Genomic DNA, 16,303 nt, shown 5'->3' on the forward strand with positions numbered 1-16,303 from the left:
AGGAGAATATAATGAAAAAATTACTATTCGCTACTTTATTTGCTCTTTTGGCTGTAAATGCTAATGCACAAACGATCACGTTTGCCACTGAGCCAACCTATCCACCATTTGAAAATACCGATGAAAAAGGTCAACTCGTTGGTTTTGATATTGATATTGCTAATGCGATTTGTGCCAAACTTGAGGCAAAATGTGAATTTAAAAATCAACCTTTTGATAGTTTAATTCAAGGTTTAAAAACAAAACGTTACGATGCAGCAATTTCAGCGATTGATATTACACCGGCACGTGCAAAACAAGTTACCTTTAGTAATCCTTATTACGATAGTTCTGCAAGTTTTGTTGCAGCTAAAGAAGGTGTAACCCTTGAAAATGCAAAAAATATCGGGGTACAAAATGGTTCAACCTTCCAACAATACATTACCGCCAAAGCAAAACAATATTCAGCCAAACCTTATGCTAGTTTACAAAATGCTATTTTAGACTTAAAAAATGGGCGTGTTGATATCATCTTTGGTGATACTGCCGTTTTAGCCGATTGGATTAAAAATGATCCAAGTGTTCGCTTTGTCGGTGAAAAAGTGATGGATCCTGCTTACTTTGGTAATGGTTTAGGCATTGCGGTTAATAAGAAAAACCAAGAATTGGTCGAAAAATTCAATAAAGCATTAGCTGAAATCAAAGCAGATGGGCAATACCAAGCGATCTATGATAAATGGATGTCAGGTCAGTAATGTTTACAGATTTTCTTAATTTAATGTTATCTGCCGCACTAATGACCATAGTGTTGGCAGTTTGTGCTTTAGGTATCGGATTAATCTTAGCAGTAATCCTAGTAGTCTTAGAAACAGGTAAAAATCGTTGGATTCGTCAATGTACCAGTGTTGCTGTTACACTATTGCGTGGTTTACCTGAAATTTTAGTTGTCTTTTTAATCTATTTTGGCTCGACTCAACTGTTATTTCTTATCACCGATGAGTATATTGAGTTTAGTGCATTTTGGTGTGGTGCAATATCTTTAGCCATTATTTTTGCGGCTTATGCCTCTCAATCATTGCGTGGGGCAATTCAAGCCATTCCCAAAGGTCAATGGGAATCGGGAGCGGCATTAGGGCTTAGCTACCCACAAACCTTTATCCGTATAATTATGCCTCAAGTGTGGCGACACGCTTTACCCGGATTAAGCAACCAATGGTTAGTTTTGCTTAAAGATACGGCTTTAGTTTCACTTATCGGCGTTGATGACTTAATCCGCCAAGCAGAATTAATTAATTCCAATAGCCACCAACCTTTCACTTGGTTTAGTGTTGCTGCCTTATTCTATCTTTTCATTACATTACTTAGCCAAGTAGGTATCCGTAAGTTAGAACGCTATTTCACTCGATTTGAACGGGGGGCTAATTAATGTTCTATGATTATTTGACAATTATTGCTCAAGGCATTCCAACCAGTCTGTTACTTACTTTTTTTGCCTTAGTGATTGCTTTTATTTTAGCCTTAATCCTAACTCTCCTTCTCTCTGCGGGGGGAATCTGGGTTAAACGGATTATCAATCTATATTTAGTTATCTTTACTGGTACACCACTATTAGTACAAATATTCCTCATCTATTATGGACCGGGACAATTCCAAAGCGTGGTGGATAGTCCTTTATGGTATTTGCTCTCAAATGCGTGGTTTTGTGCCGTACTTGCTTTAGCTTTAAATAGTGCGGCATACTCTACTCAACTTTTTCATGGTGCAGTAAAAGCCATCTCAAAAGGACAATGGGAAAGTTGTGCTGCATTAGGTTTAAGTCGCTGGCAAACATTAAAAATATTAATGCCTTATGCATTAAAACGAGCTTTACCTTCATATACCAACGAGATAATCCTTGTATTTAAAGGTACTTCGCTCGCCTCAACCATTACGATTATGGATATTATGGGCTATGCTCGCCAACTATATGGTACTGAATATGATGCGATCACTATTTACGGCATTGCTGGGGCTATCTACCTAATCATTACTGGTATTGCGACTTATTTCTTACGCAAATTAGAAAAACGTGTACTACGTTTTGAACGCACGGATCTTCCAACCAGCTAATTAAACATTTAATCCCATCAACCAAAAACAGCATTTTACACTGGTAGTAAAATGCTGTTTTAATTTTCTATCTGATGCTTAAATTATTCGACAAACTCTGAACGTAAAATAGAGTAATAAACTTTATCACTCAATCCTCGATCTGTCATAAATGACTGGCGTAACCGACCTTCATACTGCATTCCAACTTTCTGCATTACCTTCCCAGAATTAGGATTACAACTATCGTGTTTAGCCACAATTCGATTAACGTTCACCTGCAAAAAGAAAAAACGAATTAACTCAGCTAATGCCTCACTGGTAATCCCTTGTTGCCACCAAGCTTTACCAATGCAATAGCCAATTTCTACTTCTTGAATACTTTCATTTTGATTGACCGCACCAATACTGCCAATCACCTCACCACTCTCTTTTAACACTATCGCCCATTGATAAAAATTAGCCTGCTGATAATTCTTAACCCAACTATTTAAAATTTCTAAAGTTATTGTTTGGTCAGAATGTGCCTGCCAAGTTAAATATTTTGTTACCTCAGGATCTGATGCCCAATTTTTAAACATTGGATAACTATCATCTAAACAAAAAGGACGTAAAATTAAACGTTTAGTCGTTAATATTTGTGTACCTTGATGTTGCATTTTCCCTCCTTTCATAAACATAACATATAAAAAAATCCTTTAATAATCATTACTATTAAAGGATTTCTAATTTATCTTAAATTAAGTAACAATCAAGCTTTTTTCAAAAACTCAGATTTTAATGAAAAACTTTGACCATCAATTTTACAATCAACATCGTGATCCGCATCAACTAAACGAATATTTTTCGCTTTTGTGCCTTTTTTTAACACAATTGAGCTACCTTTTACTTTTAAATCTTTAATTAAAATAACTGAATCACCATCTTGTAATACGTTGCCATTACTATCTTTAACAACCAACGTATCATCTTCCGCTACTGTATCTTGTTCATTCCATTCATAAGCACAATCAGGGCAAACAAATTGAATTGAATCATGATACACATATTCACTATTACATTTAGGGCAAGCAGGTATTTGCATAAAAAATCCTTATCTACCGAATTATAAAAAGTGGCGATTATATCACCGCTATAACAAAACCACTACTAAAAGATGCTTTATACAGTGGCTCAATCGTGCGACAAAAAACAAACTATGGCATAATATTGCCCTTTGCACCTTTTGATAATTACTCAGGAATAGGATTTCAAACACTATGCAAAATCAAACTATTAGCCAAATTATTGCGGCGGAATTATCCGTTAATCCAAGTCAAATTGACGCTGCAATTAAATTATTAGATGAAGGCAATACTATTCCATTTATTGCTCGCTATAGAAAAGAAGTAACAGGACGATTAGACGATACTCAACTTCGTCATTTTGAAAATCGTTTAACTTATTTACGAGAATTAGAGGATCGGCGTCAAACAATTTTAAATTCAATCGCCGAGCAAGGTAAACTCACCGATGAATTACGTTTAGCTATTGAACAAGTTCAAACTAAAACCGAATTAGAAGATCTCTACCTTCCTTACAAACCTAAACGCAGAACCAAAGGGCAAATTGCGATTGAAGCAGGATTAGAACCACTCGCCGATTTACTTTGGCAAGATCCTCAACATATCCCCGAAAAAGCAGCAGCGGCATTTATTACTGAAGAGAAAGGCATTCCAAATGAAAAAGCAGCATTAGATGGTGCAAAATATATCTTAATGGAACGTTTTGCTGAAAATGCAGGATTATTGGCAAAAGTAAGGCATTATTTACAACAAAATGCCACCCTAGTATCTCAAGTGATAACAGGTAAAGAACAAGAAGGTGAAAAATTCAAAGATTATTTTGATCACCAAGAATTATTAAAAAATGTTCCATCTCATCGTGCATTAGCCATGTTTCGAGGTCGAAACGAAGGGATTTTGAGTTTAAGTTTAAATGCTGATCCGCAACAAGAAGAACAAAACCGTCAAAGTTATTGCGAAGAATTAATCCGTCAATATTTAGATGTTCACTTTACAGGACAACCTGCCGATAGTTGGCGACAACAAGTAATTACTTGGACGTGGAAAATCAAACTTTCGCTACATCTTGAAACAGAGTTAATGTCAACCCTAAGGGAACAAGCTGAAGAAGAAGCGATCAATGTTTTTGCTCGTAATCTCAATGCCTTGTTAATGGCAGCACCCGCAGGAGCAAAAAATACGATGGGGCTTGATCCGGGTTTGCGTACAGGGGTAAAAGTCGCAGTGATCGATAACACGGGAAAATTGCTTGCAACCGATACCATCTATCCACACACAGGACAGAAAGAACAAGCTGAACGCTCGCTTCTTCAACTTGGCAAGCAATATCAAGTAGAATTAATTGCGATTGGTAATGGTACTGCCTCAAGAGAAACAGAACGTTTCGTCAATGCAGTATTAAAACAGCATTCAGAATGGCAAGCTCGTTCGGTAGTAGTCAGCGAAGCAGGGGCTTCGGTTTACTCTGCCTCTGAATTAGCCGCTCAGGAATTTCCTCAATTAGACGTTTCTTTGCGTGGTGCCGTATCCATTGCTCGCCGTTTACAAGATCCATTAGCCGAATTAGTCAAAATTGAACCAAAAGCGATTGGTGTGGGGCAATATCAACACGATGTGAATCAAACCTACTTAGCTCGTAAACTAGATGCTGTGATTGAAGACTGTGTTAATGCCGTTGGGGTAGATTTAAATACCGCTTCCGTACCTCTACTTGCTCGAGTCTCAGGAATGAGTCGTACTCTAGCCCAAAATATTGTTAGCTATCGTGATGAAAATGGTCTGTTTAAACAGCGTAGCGAGTTGAAAAAAGTCCCTCGCTTAGGCCCTAAAGCGTTTGAACAATGTGCGGGTTTTATGCGTATTACCAACGGAACTAACCCACTTGATGCCTCTGGCGTTCACCCCGAAGCCTATCCAGTGGTTGAAAAAATTCTTCAAGCCACAGAAAAATCGATCCAACAATTAATTGGTAACAGCAGTGAATTACGTCAACTTCAACCAACTCACTTTACAGATGAACGTTTTGGCTTACCAACAGTTACCGATATATTAAAAGAGCTAGAAAAACCGGGGCGTGATCCTCGAGGTGAATTTAAAACCGCAACTTTTATTGATGGGGTAGAAGAAATTACCGATTTAAAACTAGGTATGATTCTTGAAGGTACAGTAACCAATGTAACTAACTTCGGGGCTTTCGTTGATATTGGCGTTCACCAAGATGGTTTAGTGCATATTTCAGCATTAAGCGATAAATTTGTTGATGATCCTTACCAAGTAGTCAAAACTGGCGATATTGTGAAGGTCAAAGTATTAGAAGTGGATGTTGCTCGCAGACGCATTGCCTTAAGTATGCGATTAGAAGATAACGTCAACCCAAATAAAGAAAAGGGGACGAATGCTAATCGAGATCAGAGTAAAAACCGTAACAATCAACGCCAACAAACCGCTAATTCAGCCATAGGTAACGCCTTTGCTGCCGCATTCCAAAACTTAAAAAAATAATGATAAAAAATAACGCCGTTAATTCGGCGTTATTTTTCAATAAGTTATATCGTATTCACGCCGAAGCAATAAATTGTTTAACCGTATTTTCTAATCGTTGCATACCTTCTATTAATTCTGCTTCAGTTAAATTCAAAGCAGGAGTAAAACGAACAACATTTTCCCCTGCAACTAATAGCATTAAACCTTGTTCAGCTGCCAGTTGACAAAATTGCATCGCTTTTTTTTGATAAAGCGAATTAAGCTCTGCCCCAATAAGCATTCCTTGTCCTCGAATTTGCTGAAAAATCCCATCATATTGCTGGTTAATTCGGTTTAACTGTTGAAAAAACTGTTGAGAGATCTGTCTTACTTGGGCTAAAAATTCAGGTTTTGCAATAATATCCAGCACTTTTTTTGCCACCGCACAAGCTAAAGGATTACCACCAAAAGTCGTACCGTGTACCCCCACTTTAAATACACTCGCAATCTGGGTGGTCGTCAACATAGCACCAATAGGAAAACCATTTGCTAAGGCTTTAGCGGTGGTAAGAATATCTGGGGTTACTCCATAATGGAGATAAGCATAAAGTTCCCCTGTTCGCCCAACCCCAGTTTGTACTTCATCAAAAATCAATAATGCTTGATGCTGATCACAAAGTTGACGTAAACCTTGTAAAAACTCAGGTTGAGCAGGAATAACTCCACTTTCACCTTGAATCGGTTCAACAATGATCGCACAAGTGTGATCATCTATCACGGCTTTTACCGCTTCTAAATCATTAAAAGGAACGTGAATAATATCAGCCGGTTTAGGTCCAAAACCATCTGAATATTTAGCCTGACCACCGACACTAACAGTAAATAATGTACGCCCATGAAACGCTTGTTTAAAAGCAATAATCTTACTTTTTTGATAGCCAAATTGTTCAAGTGCATAACGGCGAGCTAATTTTAATGCCGCTTCATTTGCTTCTGCACCAGAATTCACAAACATCACTCTTTCAGCAAAGGTATTAGCCACCAATTTTTCCGCTAAAGCTAAAGTCGGTTCGCTGGTAAACCAATTACTGCTATGCCATAAAGTTTCACCTTGTTGTTTCAAAACTTCCACGACCGTTTCAGGACAATGTCCCAACGCATTTACTGCAATGCCACCACTAAAATCAATATATTCTTTCCCTTGCTGATCCCACACTCGACTTCCTTTTCCTTTCACTGGTATAAATTTCGCTGGTGCATAATTTTGTACCATTAGCTGATCAAACATTGCCCGATGATATTGTTGTTGCATAATCCTTCCTATCTTTATCTTATGATTAATCTGTTGCTAAAATTTAGCATTAAAGAATAAAAAATCAATCATAATGCATAAAAATTCAAATAAATTTGAAATAAAAGAAATAAAAAAGTGCGGTATGATACCGCACTTCAAAATTACGCTAAAAATTGGTTTAGAAACGATAGCCTAAATTAAGTCCAACATTCACCCCACTTAATTTTGATTTGAGGTAATGATTATAACCAACTGCTCCACCAATGGTTGCTTTTCCAAACTGTTTACTCGCTTCAAGGCTGAAATGAGTGCGAACATCTTTATCTTTAGTTTGGTGAATGGTTGTTTCACTTAGTGGTAAAACAGTAAATTGTGGTTTATCTACTTGGCTATTGCGTTTAATACCATCTACCCCTACCTTAGCAAGAATTGATAAATCAGGTAACGGCTTATAATTAACATCAACTGACACACCTGCTTGATTAACTGCTAAACGTTGAGTACGAACCTCTAAAGCAGATAATTTAGTTTTTACTCCTGATAGCTCTTGATATTGATAAGAGATAACAGGTGTTACACTTAATTTATCATTAAGAATAAATTTATAACCACCGTTTAAGATAACGCCTAACGTTTTAGCGTTAAACTTCGCTTTTGTTTCAATCGCTGTTAAATGAGAAGTTGCCTTAACACTATCAACCCCAGCGATAATCCCACCTTCAATAAAGACGTTTTGATTACTCGCTCCAATATATGCACCACCTTGTGCTAAGGTATGTTTAAAACTTAAGTCTTGCCCAGCTTTTGTTTCACCTTGACCAACATTCGCTAACACCCCAAAACGCACACCATTTAAGGTTTTTTGGTAACCAAAGCTAGCGGTGGTTAAATTCCCTTTGTTATTCGCAGTCGTAAAGTGTTTTTTCTTATCAGTATGAGCTAGACGTTCGTGATCTAACACCGCCCAGACTCCTGTACCTTGTTGGCGAGTATAATCAAAGGTTTTTTGAGTGGTATTGAGAAGGGAATTTTGTAGATTTTTAAACAGTTCTAAGCCAGTAACATTAAATTTATATTGAACCGCTTTTTCAGCATCTTTATTAAAAGCAGATGTATCAATAAGATTATTAATAATCGCTAAAACATCATCTTCTGAAATATTTTTAGCCTTATCTTTTAATAATAATTGCAAATCTCGACTTTTATCTCGTGCTATATCAACATCTTGCTTAGCTTTATCAGTAATTTTTTCAAATTCATTTGATAACTTAATCGTTTCTGGATCCTTTGTTTCTTTAGCTATATTGACCAATGCCTCTTTTGTTATTCTATTACTAAATTTAGATAAAAGAGGATCATCCTTATTAGGATCTGTTAATAAAGCAAACAAACCTCTTGAGATAGCCTCTTTTTCTGTTAGACCATGCCTTTTAGCTAAATCAGCTGATACTTCTTTTGCTGTTTCTTTAAAGATTGAATCTAAACGATTGTAATTCAAAATCTTTGTTCTAACCGCAACATCTTTGCTTGTTTCAATTTTTTTAATTAAACGCTCTTTTAAACCTAACGAAGCATCAACTTCATTGACTGCTTTCATTTTGGCTTTATATAAATCCAAAGCTTGATCTCGTATTTCATCTGTTACAATCGGTATTGTAGAAGAAGGTTGAACTGTCGTTGGAGCTGGTGCTGGTTCTTCTGCAGCAAAAAGACTACTTGCTAATAAAGCAGAAAATAGAGTAAAAGAAAGCTTAGAATAAGTGAATCTTTTCATAATGGATCCTTAAAAAATAAAAATTGAATAATTAAAGCTTTACTTTAAACTTTAAAGACATCAAAGCTTTTCGTGTGCTAATTTATCAATAAAAATGTAAACAAACTTCAATCATTAAAAATATAAAAGCAAAGCAAAGCAAAGCAAAGCAAAGCAAAGCAAAGCAAAATGCTAATAAAATTTAAAAAATAACGTAAATAAAAAAGTGCGGTATATACCGCACTATTCAAAATCACACTAAAAATTGATGATCAGAAATGATACCCTAAATTAAGCCCAACATTCACCCCACTGAGTTTTGATTTGAGGTAATGATTATAACCGACTGTGCCACCAATGGTTACTTTGCCGAATTGTTTAGTCATTTCAAGACTGAAATGAGTACGAACATCTTTATTTTTAGTTTGGTGAATAATATTAACCTGCTCTAAAGACAGCACCTGTAAATCAGGCAAACTCACTTGTACATTACGTTTTAAAGCATCTACCCCCGCTTTCGCTAAAATTGATAAATCAGGAAGTGGTTTATAATCTACCGTTACAGATACGCCAATTTGATTAACCGCTAAACGTTGGGTTTTAACATCAAGCTCGGCAAACTTGGCTTTCACAGCGGATAACTTTTGATATTGATAAGAGATAGCAGGTGTTACATTTAATTTATCATTAAGAGTAAATTTATAACCACCATTTAAGATAACACCTAGCGTTTTAGTATTAAACTTCGCTTTTACCTCTGCTCTTTTTGGTGCAGTTGTGGCATTAACTTTATCTACCCCAGCAATAATTCCACCTTCTACAAAGACATTTGCATTACTCGCACCAATATAAACTCCACCTTGTACTAAGGTATGTGTAAGTTTTAAATTCTGTGGTGCTTTTGTTTCACCTCGTCCAACATTCGCTAAAATACCAAAACGCACGCCATCTTGCTCTTTTTGATAACCAAAACTCACAGACGTTAAATTCCCTTTGTTATTTGCAAGGGTAAGTTTATTCTTTTTATCGGTATGTGCTAAACGTTGGTGAGTTAATACCGCCCATACTCCATCACTTACTTGGCGAGTATAATCAAATACTTTTTGGTTGGTATTAAGTATATTATCTTGCAGATTTTTGAGTAATTCTAAGGTAGTTACAGTGAGGTTGTAAGTAGTAACATTGACAATATCTTTATTTCTCTCAGCTAAAACATTACTAATATTAGTAAGTTCTGCTGGAAGCTTATATTTATCAATTAATTGCTTAAATTTTTCGGCTAAATTTGTTGTTTCAACAATACTAGCACTAGCCTTTGTTTTTAAATTTTCTAATTTAACTAATAATGTTTTCACTTCTGGATCTTGTGATTGTTCAGCTAATGATTTTAATGTGCCAAATAATGCAGGTACTTCAGGAGGAACTAAAGGAGGTGGTTCTACAAGTAAAGCAAAAAGTGCTTGTAGCTCTGCTTGTTTTTTTTCCAACTCAGATAAACCCGCTGCTTCAGGTAATTTACCTATTTGCTCTGCTAGAACTTTATACTGTTCAAAAGTTTCTTTATAACGAGTAATATTCGGTGCTTCAGGCTGAGACGCCATATCCTTTTCTAATCTTTTTAATAATTTATCATGTGTATCTAAAAATTTTTCCACTAATTCTGTTGTTTCCATTCTAGAAAGATAGAGTTCATAAGCTTCTTGACGAATTTCTTGATCTGATGGGCGTGGTTCGGTCATTTCTGCCACTGGAGAAATTGCCATAACTGGTGGTGCGACAGGATCTGCATTGGCAACAGCAAATCTACTGGTCATCAATATGACAGAAAATAAAGCGAGAGAAAGTTTAGAATAGCTAAGTGTTTTCATACTGATTCCTTAAAATAAACATTAAATCATCAAAAAATCATCAAAGCTCTACTTTAATCCCGAAAAAACAGCAAAGCTTTATCTGCGAATTTAGCAATAAAAATGCAAATAAACCTCAAACACTAAAAAACTAAAGAAAAATAACAAAAAGAAATTATTAACATGTAAGAAATAGGTAAAGAAATAAAACATCACTCATTATTTCATTCGTGATGTTTTTCTCTTTATTATGAATAAATTAACGATATTATTTATCAATACCTAATAATTTTTTTGCAAAGTCTAATACTGGTTTGTCAATCATTTTACCGTTAAACTGAAAAGCACTTTCACCTTGTTGTTGACTAGCATCTAATACATTTTTTGCCCAAACTAACTGCTGTTTTAAATGCTCGCCATAAATATTTTGTACTACCTCAACTTGTATTGGGTGAATACATAATGCCCCTGAAAAACCTTGAGATAAACGGTGTTGACACCGTTTAGCAAAACCTTCTCGATCTTTAAAATTCGCAAATACACTATCAATAGGTGGTGCTAACCCTGCAAGACGGCTATGTAAAGTAAGCTGAAAAGCCAGCTGATCAAAATAACTATCGGCACCGTTTCCCTGTTCAAAACCAAGATCATTCGCAAAATCTAATCCCCCAAATGTCAGTGCCTGTACTCCTTTTGCCTGTGCAATAGTCGCCAAATTCAGATAACCTTTTGCAGATTCAATCATTGGTATTATCGGTTTTGCAAAATGTTGAAATAATTGATTAATCACCTCTCCATTTTCAACTTTAGGTAATACTATCCCTTGTAATTGAGTGAGATCTAATTGTGTTAATGCTTGGCAATCTGAGACAAAATAATCACTATCTTGTGCATTGATACGTAACCATATTGCTTTATGTGGTTCATTTTTTTTAGATAACTGCAACAATTTTTCTTGCGTTAAACGGCGAGCTAATTCTTTTTCGCTAGATTGTACGGCATCTTCCCAATCAAGAATAATCGCATCACTCTTACCATCTAAAGCTTTGTCTAATAAAGTTGGTTTATGAGCTGGAACAAATAGATAAGCATTAGCTATCATCTTCCACCTCCAAACCTAATTCATTAAAAATAGCTTGGTTATGTTGTCCTAATGCAGGCACTGCTCCCATTTGGGCAGTAAATCTATTACTTTGTACTGGGGGTAATAACGCTGGGAGTCTGCCTACTGGTGAATCAATTTGACACCAACGTTGCCGATCTTGTAACTGTGGGTGTTGCCATACTTCTGCCATAGTATTAACTTGAGCATTTGCAATCGCCCCAGCATCAAGCCGTTGCCGTATTTGTTCGCTACTTAAAGTGGTAAACGTGGTTTCAATAATTTGTTTTAACGCCTCTCGATTCTCAACTCTCTTACTATTTTGAATAAATCGAGGATCTTCGCTTAATTCTGGTTGTTGTAAAACAATTTGGCAAAATTGCTGCCATTCCCGTTGGTTTTGTAAACCAAATAGCACCATACCATCTTGGCAGGAAAAGATACCATAAGGGTAGATCGTAGCGTGGCTCGCCCAAGTACGTAGTGGTGGAGATTGATCGTCAATACTATAATAGAGTGGAAAACCTAACCATTCAGTTAAACATTCCAACATTGATACATCAAGATGGCTTCCTTCACCCGTTTTAGAACGTAATAACAACGCATTTAATATACCACTATAAGCATACATTCCAGCACAAATATCTGCGATTGAAATGCCTGTTTTTGCCATTTGATCTGGAGCGGGACCACCTGTTACTGAAAGCAAACCACTTTCACTTTGGATTAATAAATCATACGCTTTTTTATCTTGATAACGCCCGTTTTGTCCATAACCTGAAATATCACATACAATCAAACGAGGATATTTTTCAGATAACTGAGAATAACTTAAACCTAAGCGTTCACTAGCTCCCGGTGCTAAATTCTGAACTAATACATCTGCTTTAGCGAGCAAAGCTTGTAAAACAGCTTGCCCTTTCTGGCTTTTCACATCAATCGCTAAACTTTCTTTACCACGATTTACCCAGACAAAATGCGATGCTAGCCCTTTGACACGTTCATCATATCCACGAGCAAAATCCCCTCCATCAGGACGTTCAACTTTAATCACTCTTGCTCCCATATCTGCAAGTTGTCGAGTACAAAATGGGGCTGCGATTGCGTGCTCTAAACTCACTACCGTAATGCCTTCTAAAGGAAGTTGTACCTTATTCATAAAAAACAACCTCTCCTTGTTGGATTATGCCACGGTCATTACACGCCCAAACCTCTGCAGTTTTCGGTGCAATCATTCTGCCTTCAAAACGGATTAAATCAGGTAGTAAGGAAGGACGTACACCACGATAACGAAAGGTTTTAACAGAACGGTGCGGAAATTGTAACTGTGCGGTATGTAACGCTAAAGTAGCTATCATTGGACCATGTACAACTAAATTTTGATAGCCTTCGGTATCATGAGTATAAGGGTAATCATAATGAATACGATGCCCATTGAAAGTTAATGCAGAATAACGAAACAGTAATGTAGGAGTCGGTAATAAAGTACTCGACCATTCAGCAGTTGGTGGGGCTTTACTCTCACTCTTCGCTGGACTAGGCTCTCGATACACTACTTCTTGCAACTCTCGTACACATAATATCCCATTTTGAGAATAATCGTGCTGCAAACAAACAAAAACCAAACGTCCTGTTGTGCCTTGTTTTTCTTTAATTGACTTAATGGTCGTCTGGCATTGAGCGATTTCACCAATCTTCAAAGGTTGAATAAACTCAAATTCTCCTCCCGCCCACATTCGAATTAAACCTTCCATTGCAGGCAAAAAATCCCCACGCTTAGGATGCCCGTCTCCCCCTAAATATTGTTCAGTTAATTCAGGTTGAAAAAACATCCATTGCCAACACATTGGCAAATCATCAAGATTAGGTTGATAACAACGTTCAGCCAAAGTCGCCTGCATACGTCTAACTAAAATACGACTAATTTCATCCTCGCTATGGCGACTTTTTCCAATCCAAGCAGCATAATTCATAGTCATTTTATTTTCCTTATGTTGTGTTTACTCTATTTTAATATAGATTAATTTTTAGAATTTACTAACACAATATATTGTAAAGATAGGAAAATAAAAATAAGTACCATTCCTTATTGACAGGAATAAAAAAATGCAGTTCAAAAAAGAACTACATTTTTTTACTTAAAATATAAAACTGAAATATTAATTACATCGTATTATTATAATATTTGTATGCGTCATCAATTGAAGAAAAATTATACATATAGCCACTATCTAACACAGAGGCATTATCACAATATTTTCTAATTGCACTTGAATTATGAGAAACCAAAATAATGGAACGATCTTTGCGTTTTTCAAATAATTCATATTTACATTTCTTTGAAAAACGAGAATCACCAACAGCAATAACTTCATCGATCAAATAACAATCAAACTCTACCGACAAAGATAATGCAAATGCTAAACGTGTTTTCATTCCTGAAGAGTATTTTTTCACTGGTTCATAAAGGTAATCACCCAATTCTGAAAATTCTTCAGTAAATTGTTTTACATAATCAAAATCCACATTATAAATACGACAAATAAAACGCAGATTATCCATTCCAGTTAAACTGCCTTGAAATGCTCCAGAAAATGCTAACGGCCAAGAAATACTCATTGTTCGCTGAATACGTCCACTGGTAGGAGATTCAACGCCACTAATTAAACGAATAAGTGTGGATTTACCTGCACCATTTTTCCCTAAAATGCCAATTTTTTCTCCTCTTTCTAGCTTAAAATTGACATCATGCAATACCGTTTTCCACCCGTTTCTTGTTTTATAACGTTTACTAACGTTTTCAACACTTATCATGATGGTTCAATTCCTTTACTAAAACGTTTTACCAATACTAATCCAATAAATAACATAATGAGATCACACTTTAAAATAAACATAGGATCAAAATGAGTAGTGACTGAATGTCCAAAATAACCATCACGAAACATCTCAGTCCCATTTACCATTGGCAGATATAACAAATATTGTTGAATTTTAGGAGGAAAACTATTCACAAAGAAAAATGCACCAGAAAGAGGTAACATAACAAAGCTTAAAGTCCCCCAAATTTTACCAAAAGCTTCAAAATAATACACAATTGAACTAATAATTAGCCCTAAACCAATAGCAAAAAATGCCATTAATAACCAAGCCAATAGCATTTCAAAGACATCAACTGGAAGATTAATCCACCCCACCAACATCAGAACAGCCATAATAACGATTTGTGCAATAGTTGCCCCAGCTATTTCCAACAACATTCGACTCACTAAGGTATCTAATACACGCACATTACGATGATAAAGCAAGCTAATATTAGCTGAAATTGCCCCAATAACACGATTAGAGGTATTTCGCCACATCATCGCCATAGGATAACCTGTTATCACGAAAGCAATTATATTGAGAGTTGAATAATGATTTGCACGAAAAAACTTCCACATCAATACGATGACTAAAGTAAAAAGAAGTGGTTCAACAAATAACCATAAAAAACCGATATTATTTCGCCCATATCGAGTGATAATTTCTCGCATTATTAACGCACCAATCACCCTTCCTTGAATAACTAATGATTGCTTAAAAGTAGTATCATTACCGTATTGCATCAGTTTTTATGCTCTCTAATACTTGCGATTAATAAACTAAAAATACCGTATAAAATTAAGCCAAAAATCAATGTAGAAATAATGCTATAAATTCTATAGGGCAATAATGCTAAATCAGGTAAATTTGGTTTACTAATAACTTCCAAATAAAGCTGTTGTCTTTCTATTTCATCTTTTGCATTTTGCAATGAAGTTAAAGCACCAGTTAACTGCTGCTGTGCTAAAGTATTTTCTAAAATTAAACGCTGATATTCGGCTGTTTGATGTGCAATAGAATCACCTTTACCAAGCATCACGGCAATCTGTTTTTCCATTTCAGTTTGAATACTTTTTTCTCTTATTTGTAAAGTATTTATCTGTGGATTATTGGGTGAAATAGCTCTGATTTGTGCTAACTGAGTTTGAAGACTAATTAGCTCGCCTTGTAATTTAGATATTAATTCTAATTGTACTTCTGATTGTGCTTTAATATCAAAAATACCATTTTTTACCCGATAATCAGCTAACGCTAATGCAGATCTATTTACTCTTTCTTCAGCTTCTTTAACGGATTGTTGTGAAAATAAAAGGCTATCTTTTCTTGCACGTTGATTTAAACGATTAATCAACTGCTCTGCTAATTTTAATAATTCCTTATTAATTTTTTGTGCATCTTCTGCACTAAAAGCACTAATACTTAATGTAGCAATGCCTGAAATAGGATCTAAATTAATAGTTTGCTGTTTTAAAAAGTACTGATAAAAATTTTCCTTTTCATTATTAAAACCAAACGGAGCAAAACGGCTAAATACATCTCCTTTATCATAATACTTTTCAAGTGGTAATACTTTTTCTAACTCATCTACGGCATTACGAGAACGAATAAAGCTCTGCACAGTATAAGTATCATCTTGAGAACGAGAAATACCAATCCCCTGCAATAAAGCACCAAAACTACTTAATGAATTTTGACTACGAGCTGAACGGACAACAAAACTAGATTCAGATACATACATATCTGATGCCCAAAAAGAAAAATAGATTATTGAACAAAACGTTGGAATAATAACTAAAAGCCAAAATAGTGGATTAAAATTTGCTTTAATTTTCATTTTAAATAACATCT

General features: G+C 35.6%; 14 protein-coding genes and 1 pseudogene. 4 read left to right on the forward strand and 11 right to left on the reverse strand.

The genetic code is table 11. The annotated features are described in order from the left end of the window. The first annotated feature begins 11 nt into the window (after positions 1 to 11). Genes CEP47_RS05450 through artM form a run of 3 tightly spaced genes read left to right on the forward strand, consistent with a single transcriptional unit; the run spans position 12 to position 2,088 of the window. Complete coding sequence (locus CEP47_RS05450; protein ID WP_261920582.1) at positions 12 to 734, forward strand: arginine ABC transporter substrate-binding protein; 723 nt, start codon at positions 12 to 14, stop codon at positions 732 to 734. Then, positions 734 to 1,405 (forward strand): arginine ABC transporter permease ArtQ, encoded by a 672-nt coding sequence (gene artQ / locus CEP47_RS05455; protein WP_261920581.1) that lies wholly within the window; start codon positions 734 to 736, stop codon positions 1,403 to 1,405. Before CEP47_RS05450 ends, artQ begins: the two co-directional genes overlap by 1 nt. Beyond that, on the forward strand, positions 1,405 to 2,088 hold the full coding sequence (artM, locus tag CEP47_RS05460; RefSeq protein WP_261920580.1) for an arginine ABC transporter permease ArtM: 684 nt from the start codon (positions 1,405 to 1,407) through the stop codon (positions 2,086 to 2,088). The genes artQ and artM overlap by 1 nt, the downstream gene beginning before the upstream one ends. Positions 2,089 to 2,171: 83 nt before the next feature. Here the strand turns inward: artM and CEP47_RS05465 are convergent, their stop codons facing one another. Then, positions 2,172 to 2,726 carry a GNAT family N-acetyltransferase gene (locus CEP47_RS05465; RefSeq protein ID WP_261920579.1) on the reverse strand — a complete coding sequence of 185 codons (555 nt, stop codon included), beginning with the start codon at positions 2,724 to 2,726 and terminating at the stop codon, positions 2,172 to 2,174. A 92-nt stretch (positions 2,727 to 2,818) separates the two neighbouring features. Beyond that, on the reverse strand, positions 2,819 to 3,151 hold the full coding sequence (locus CEP47_RS05470) for a zinc ribbon domain-containing protein YjdM (protein WP_261920578.1): 333 nt from the start codon (positions 3,149 to 3,151) through the stop codon (positions 2,819 to 2,821). A 175-nt stretch (positions 3,152 to 3,326) separates the two neighbouring features. Between CEP47_RS05470 and CEP47_RS05475 the strand changes: the two are divergent. Further along, positions 3,327 to 5,496, forward strand: a pseudogene (locus CEP47_RS05475) (Tex family protein); the annotation flags it as partial. Between the two features lie 192 nt (positions 5,497 to 5,688). On the opposite strand, the gene CEP47_RS05480 reads toward CEP47_RS05475, so the two are convergent. From CEP47_RS05480 to CEP47_RS05520, 9 genes are all read right to left on the reverse strand, one after another. Further along, on the reverse strand, positions 5,689 to 6,906 hold the full coding sequence (locus CEP47_RS05480) for an aspartate aminotransferase family protein (protein ID WP_261920576.1): 1,218 nt from the start codon (positions 6,904 to 6,906) through the stop codon (positions 5,689 to 5,691). Between the two features lie 160 nt (positions 6,907 to 7,066). Then, positions 7,067 to 8,662 carry an autotransporter domain-containing protein gene (locus tag CEP47_RS05485; RefSeq protein WP_261920575.1) on the reverse strand — a complete coding sequence of 532 codons (1,596 nt, stop codon included), beginning with the start codon at positions 8,660 to 8,662 and terminating at the stop codon, positions 7,067 to 7,069. Positions 8,663 to 8,913: 251 nt separating this feature from the next. After that, on the reverse strand, positions 8,914 to 10,509 hold the full coding sequence (locus CEP47_RS05490) for an autotransporter outer membrane beta-barrel domain-containing protein (protein WP_261920574.1): 1,596 nt from the start codon (positions 10,507 to 10,509) through the stop codon (positions 8,914 to 8,916). A 247-nt stretch (positions 10,510 to 10,756) separates the two neighbouring features. After that, positions 10,757 to 11,590, reverse strand: coding sequence for an HpcH/HpaI aldolase/citrate lyase family protein (locus tag CEP47_RS05495; RefSeq protein WP_261920573.1), 834 nt, complete (start codon positions 11,588 to 11,590; stop codon positions 10,757 to 10,759). Further along, on the reverse strand, positions 11,580 to 12,749 hold the full coding sequence (locus tag CEP47_RS05500; RefSeq protein ID WP_261920572.1) for a CaiB/BaiF CoA transferase family protein: 1,170 nt from the start codon (positions 12,747 to 12,749) through the stop codon (positions 11,580 to 11,582). The genes CEP47_RS05495 and CEP47_RS05500 overlap by 11 nt, the downstream gene beginning before the upstream one ends. Then, a complete protein-coding gene (locus CEP47_RS05505; protein ID WP_261920571.1) occupies positions 12,742 to 13,569 on the reverse strand; it encodes an FAS1-like dehydratase domain-containing protein in 828 nt (275 codons plus the stop codon). Before CEP47_RS05505 ends, CEP47_RS05500 begins: the two co-directional genes overlap by 8 nt. 184 nt (positions 13,570 to 13,753) lie before the next feature. Further along, positions 13,754 to 14,404, reverse strand: coding sequence for an ABC transporter ATP-binding protein (locus tag CEP47_RS05510; protein ID WP_261920570.1), 651 nt, complete (start codon positions 14,402 to 14,404; stop codon positions 13,754 to 13,756). After that, on the reverse strand, positions 14,401 to 15,198 hold the full coding sequence (locus CEP47_RS05515) for an ABC transporter permease (RefSeq protein ID WP_261920569.1): 798 nt from the start codon (positions 15,196 to 15,198) through the stop codon (positions 14,401 to 14,403). Before CEP47_RS05515 ends, CEP47_RS05510 begins: the two co-directional genes overlap by 4 nt. Beyond that, positions 15,198 to 16,289 carry a capsule biosynthesis protein gene (locus tag CEP47_RS05520; RefSeq protein WP_261920568.1) on the reverse strand — a complete coding sequence of 364 codons (1,092 nt, stop codon included), beginning with the start codon at positions 16,287 to 16,289 and terminating at the stop codon, positions 15,198 to 15,200. Before CEP47_RS05520 ends, CEP47_RS05515 begins: the two co-directional genes overlap by 1 nt. Between the last annotated feature and the right edge of the window lie 14 nt (positions 16,290 to 16,303).

The sequence above is a fragment of the Mergibacter septicus genome, assembly GCF_003265225.1.
Classification (GTDB): Bacteria; Pseudomonadota; Gammaproteobacteria; order Enterobacterales; family Pasteurellaceae; genus Mergibacter; species Mergibacter septicus.

Coding starts and splice junctions, on each gene's coding strand:
- CEP47_RS05520 (WP_261920568.1), bottom strand. CDS start 16,289: ATGAAAATTAAAGCAAATTTTAATCCACTATTTTGGCTTTTAGTTATT.
- CEP47_RS05480 (WP_261920576.1), bottom strand. CDS start 6,906: ATGCAACAACAATATCATCGGGCAATGTTTGATCAGCTAATGGTACAA.
- CEP47_RS05510 (WP_261920570.1), bottom strand. CDS start 14,404: ATGATAAGTGTTGAAAACGTTAGTAAACGTTATAAAACAAGAAACGGG.
- CEP47_RS05505 (WP_261920571.1), bottom strand. CDS start 13,569: ATGACTATGAATTATGCTGCTTGGATTGGAAAAAGTCGCCATAGCGAG.
- CEP47_RS05470 (WP_261920578.1), bottom strand. CDS start 3,151: ATGCAAATACCTGCTTGCCCTAAATGTAATAGTGAATATGTGTATCAT.
- CEP47_RS05500 (WP_261920572.1), bottom strand. CDS start 12,749: ATGAATAAGGTACAACTTCCTTTAGAAGGCATTACGGTAGTGAGTTTA.
- CEP47_RS05450 (WP_261920582.1), top strand. CDS start 12: ATGAAAAAATTACTATTCGCTACTTTATTTGCTCTTTTGGCTGTAAAT.
- artM (WP_261920580.1), top strand. CDS start 1,405: ATGTTCTATGATTATTTGACAATTATTGCTCAAGGCATTCCAACCAGT.
- CEP47_RS05495 (WP_261920573.1), bottom strand. CDS start 11,590: ATGATAGCTAATGCTTATCTATTTGTTCCAGCTCATAAACCAACTTTA.
- artQ (WP_261920581.1), top strand. CDS start 734: ATGTTTACAGATTTTCTTAATTTAATGTTATCTGCCGCACTAATGACC.
- CEP47_RS05490 (WP_261920574.1), bottom strand. CDS start 10,509: ATGAAAACACTTAGCTATTCTAAACTTTCTCTCGCTTTATTTTCTGTC.
- CEP47_RS05515 (WP_261920569.1), bottom strand. CDS start 15,198: ATGCAATACGGTAATGATACTACTTTTAAGCAATCATTAGTTATTCAA.
- CEP47_RS05465 (WP_261920579.1), bottom strand. CDS start 2,726: ATGCAACATCAAGGTACACAAATATTAACGACTAAACGTTTAATTTTA.
- CEP47_RS05485 (WP_261920575.1), bottom strand. CDS start 8,662: ATGAAAAGATTCACTTATTCTAAGCTTTCTTTTACTCTATTTTCTGCT.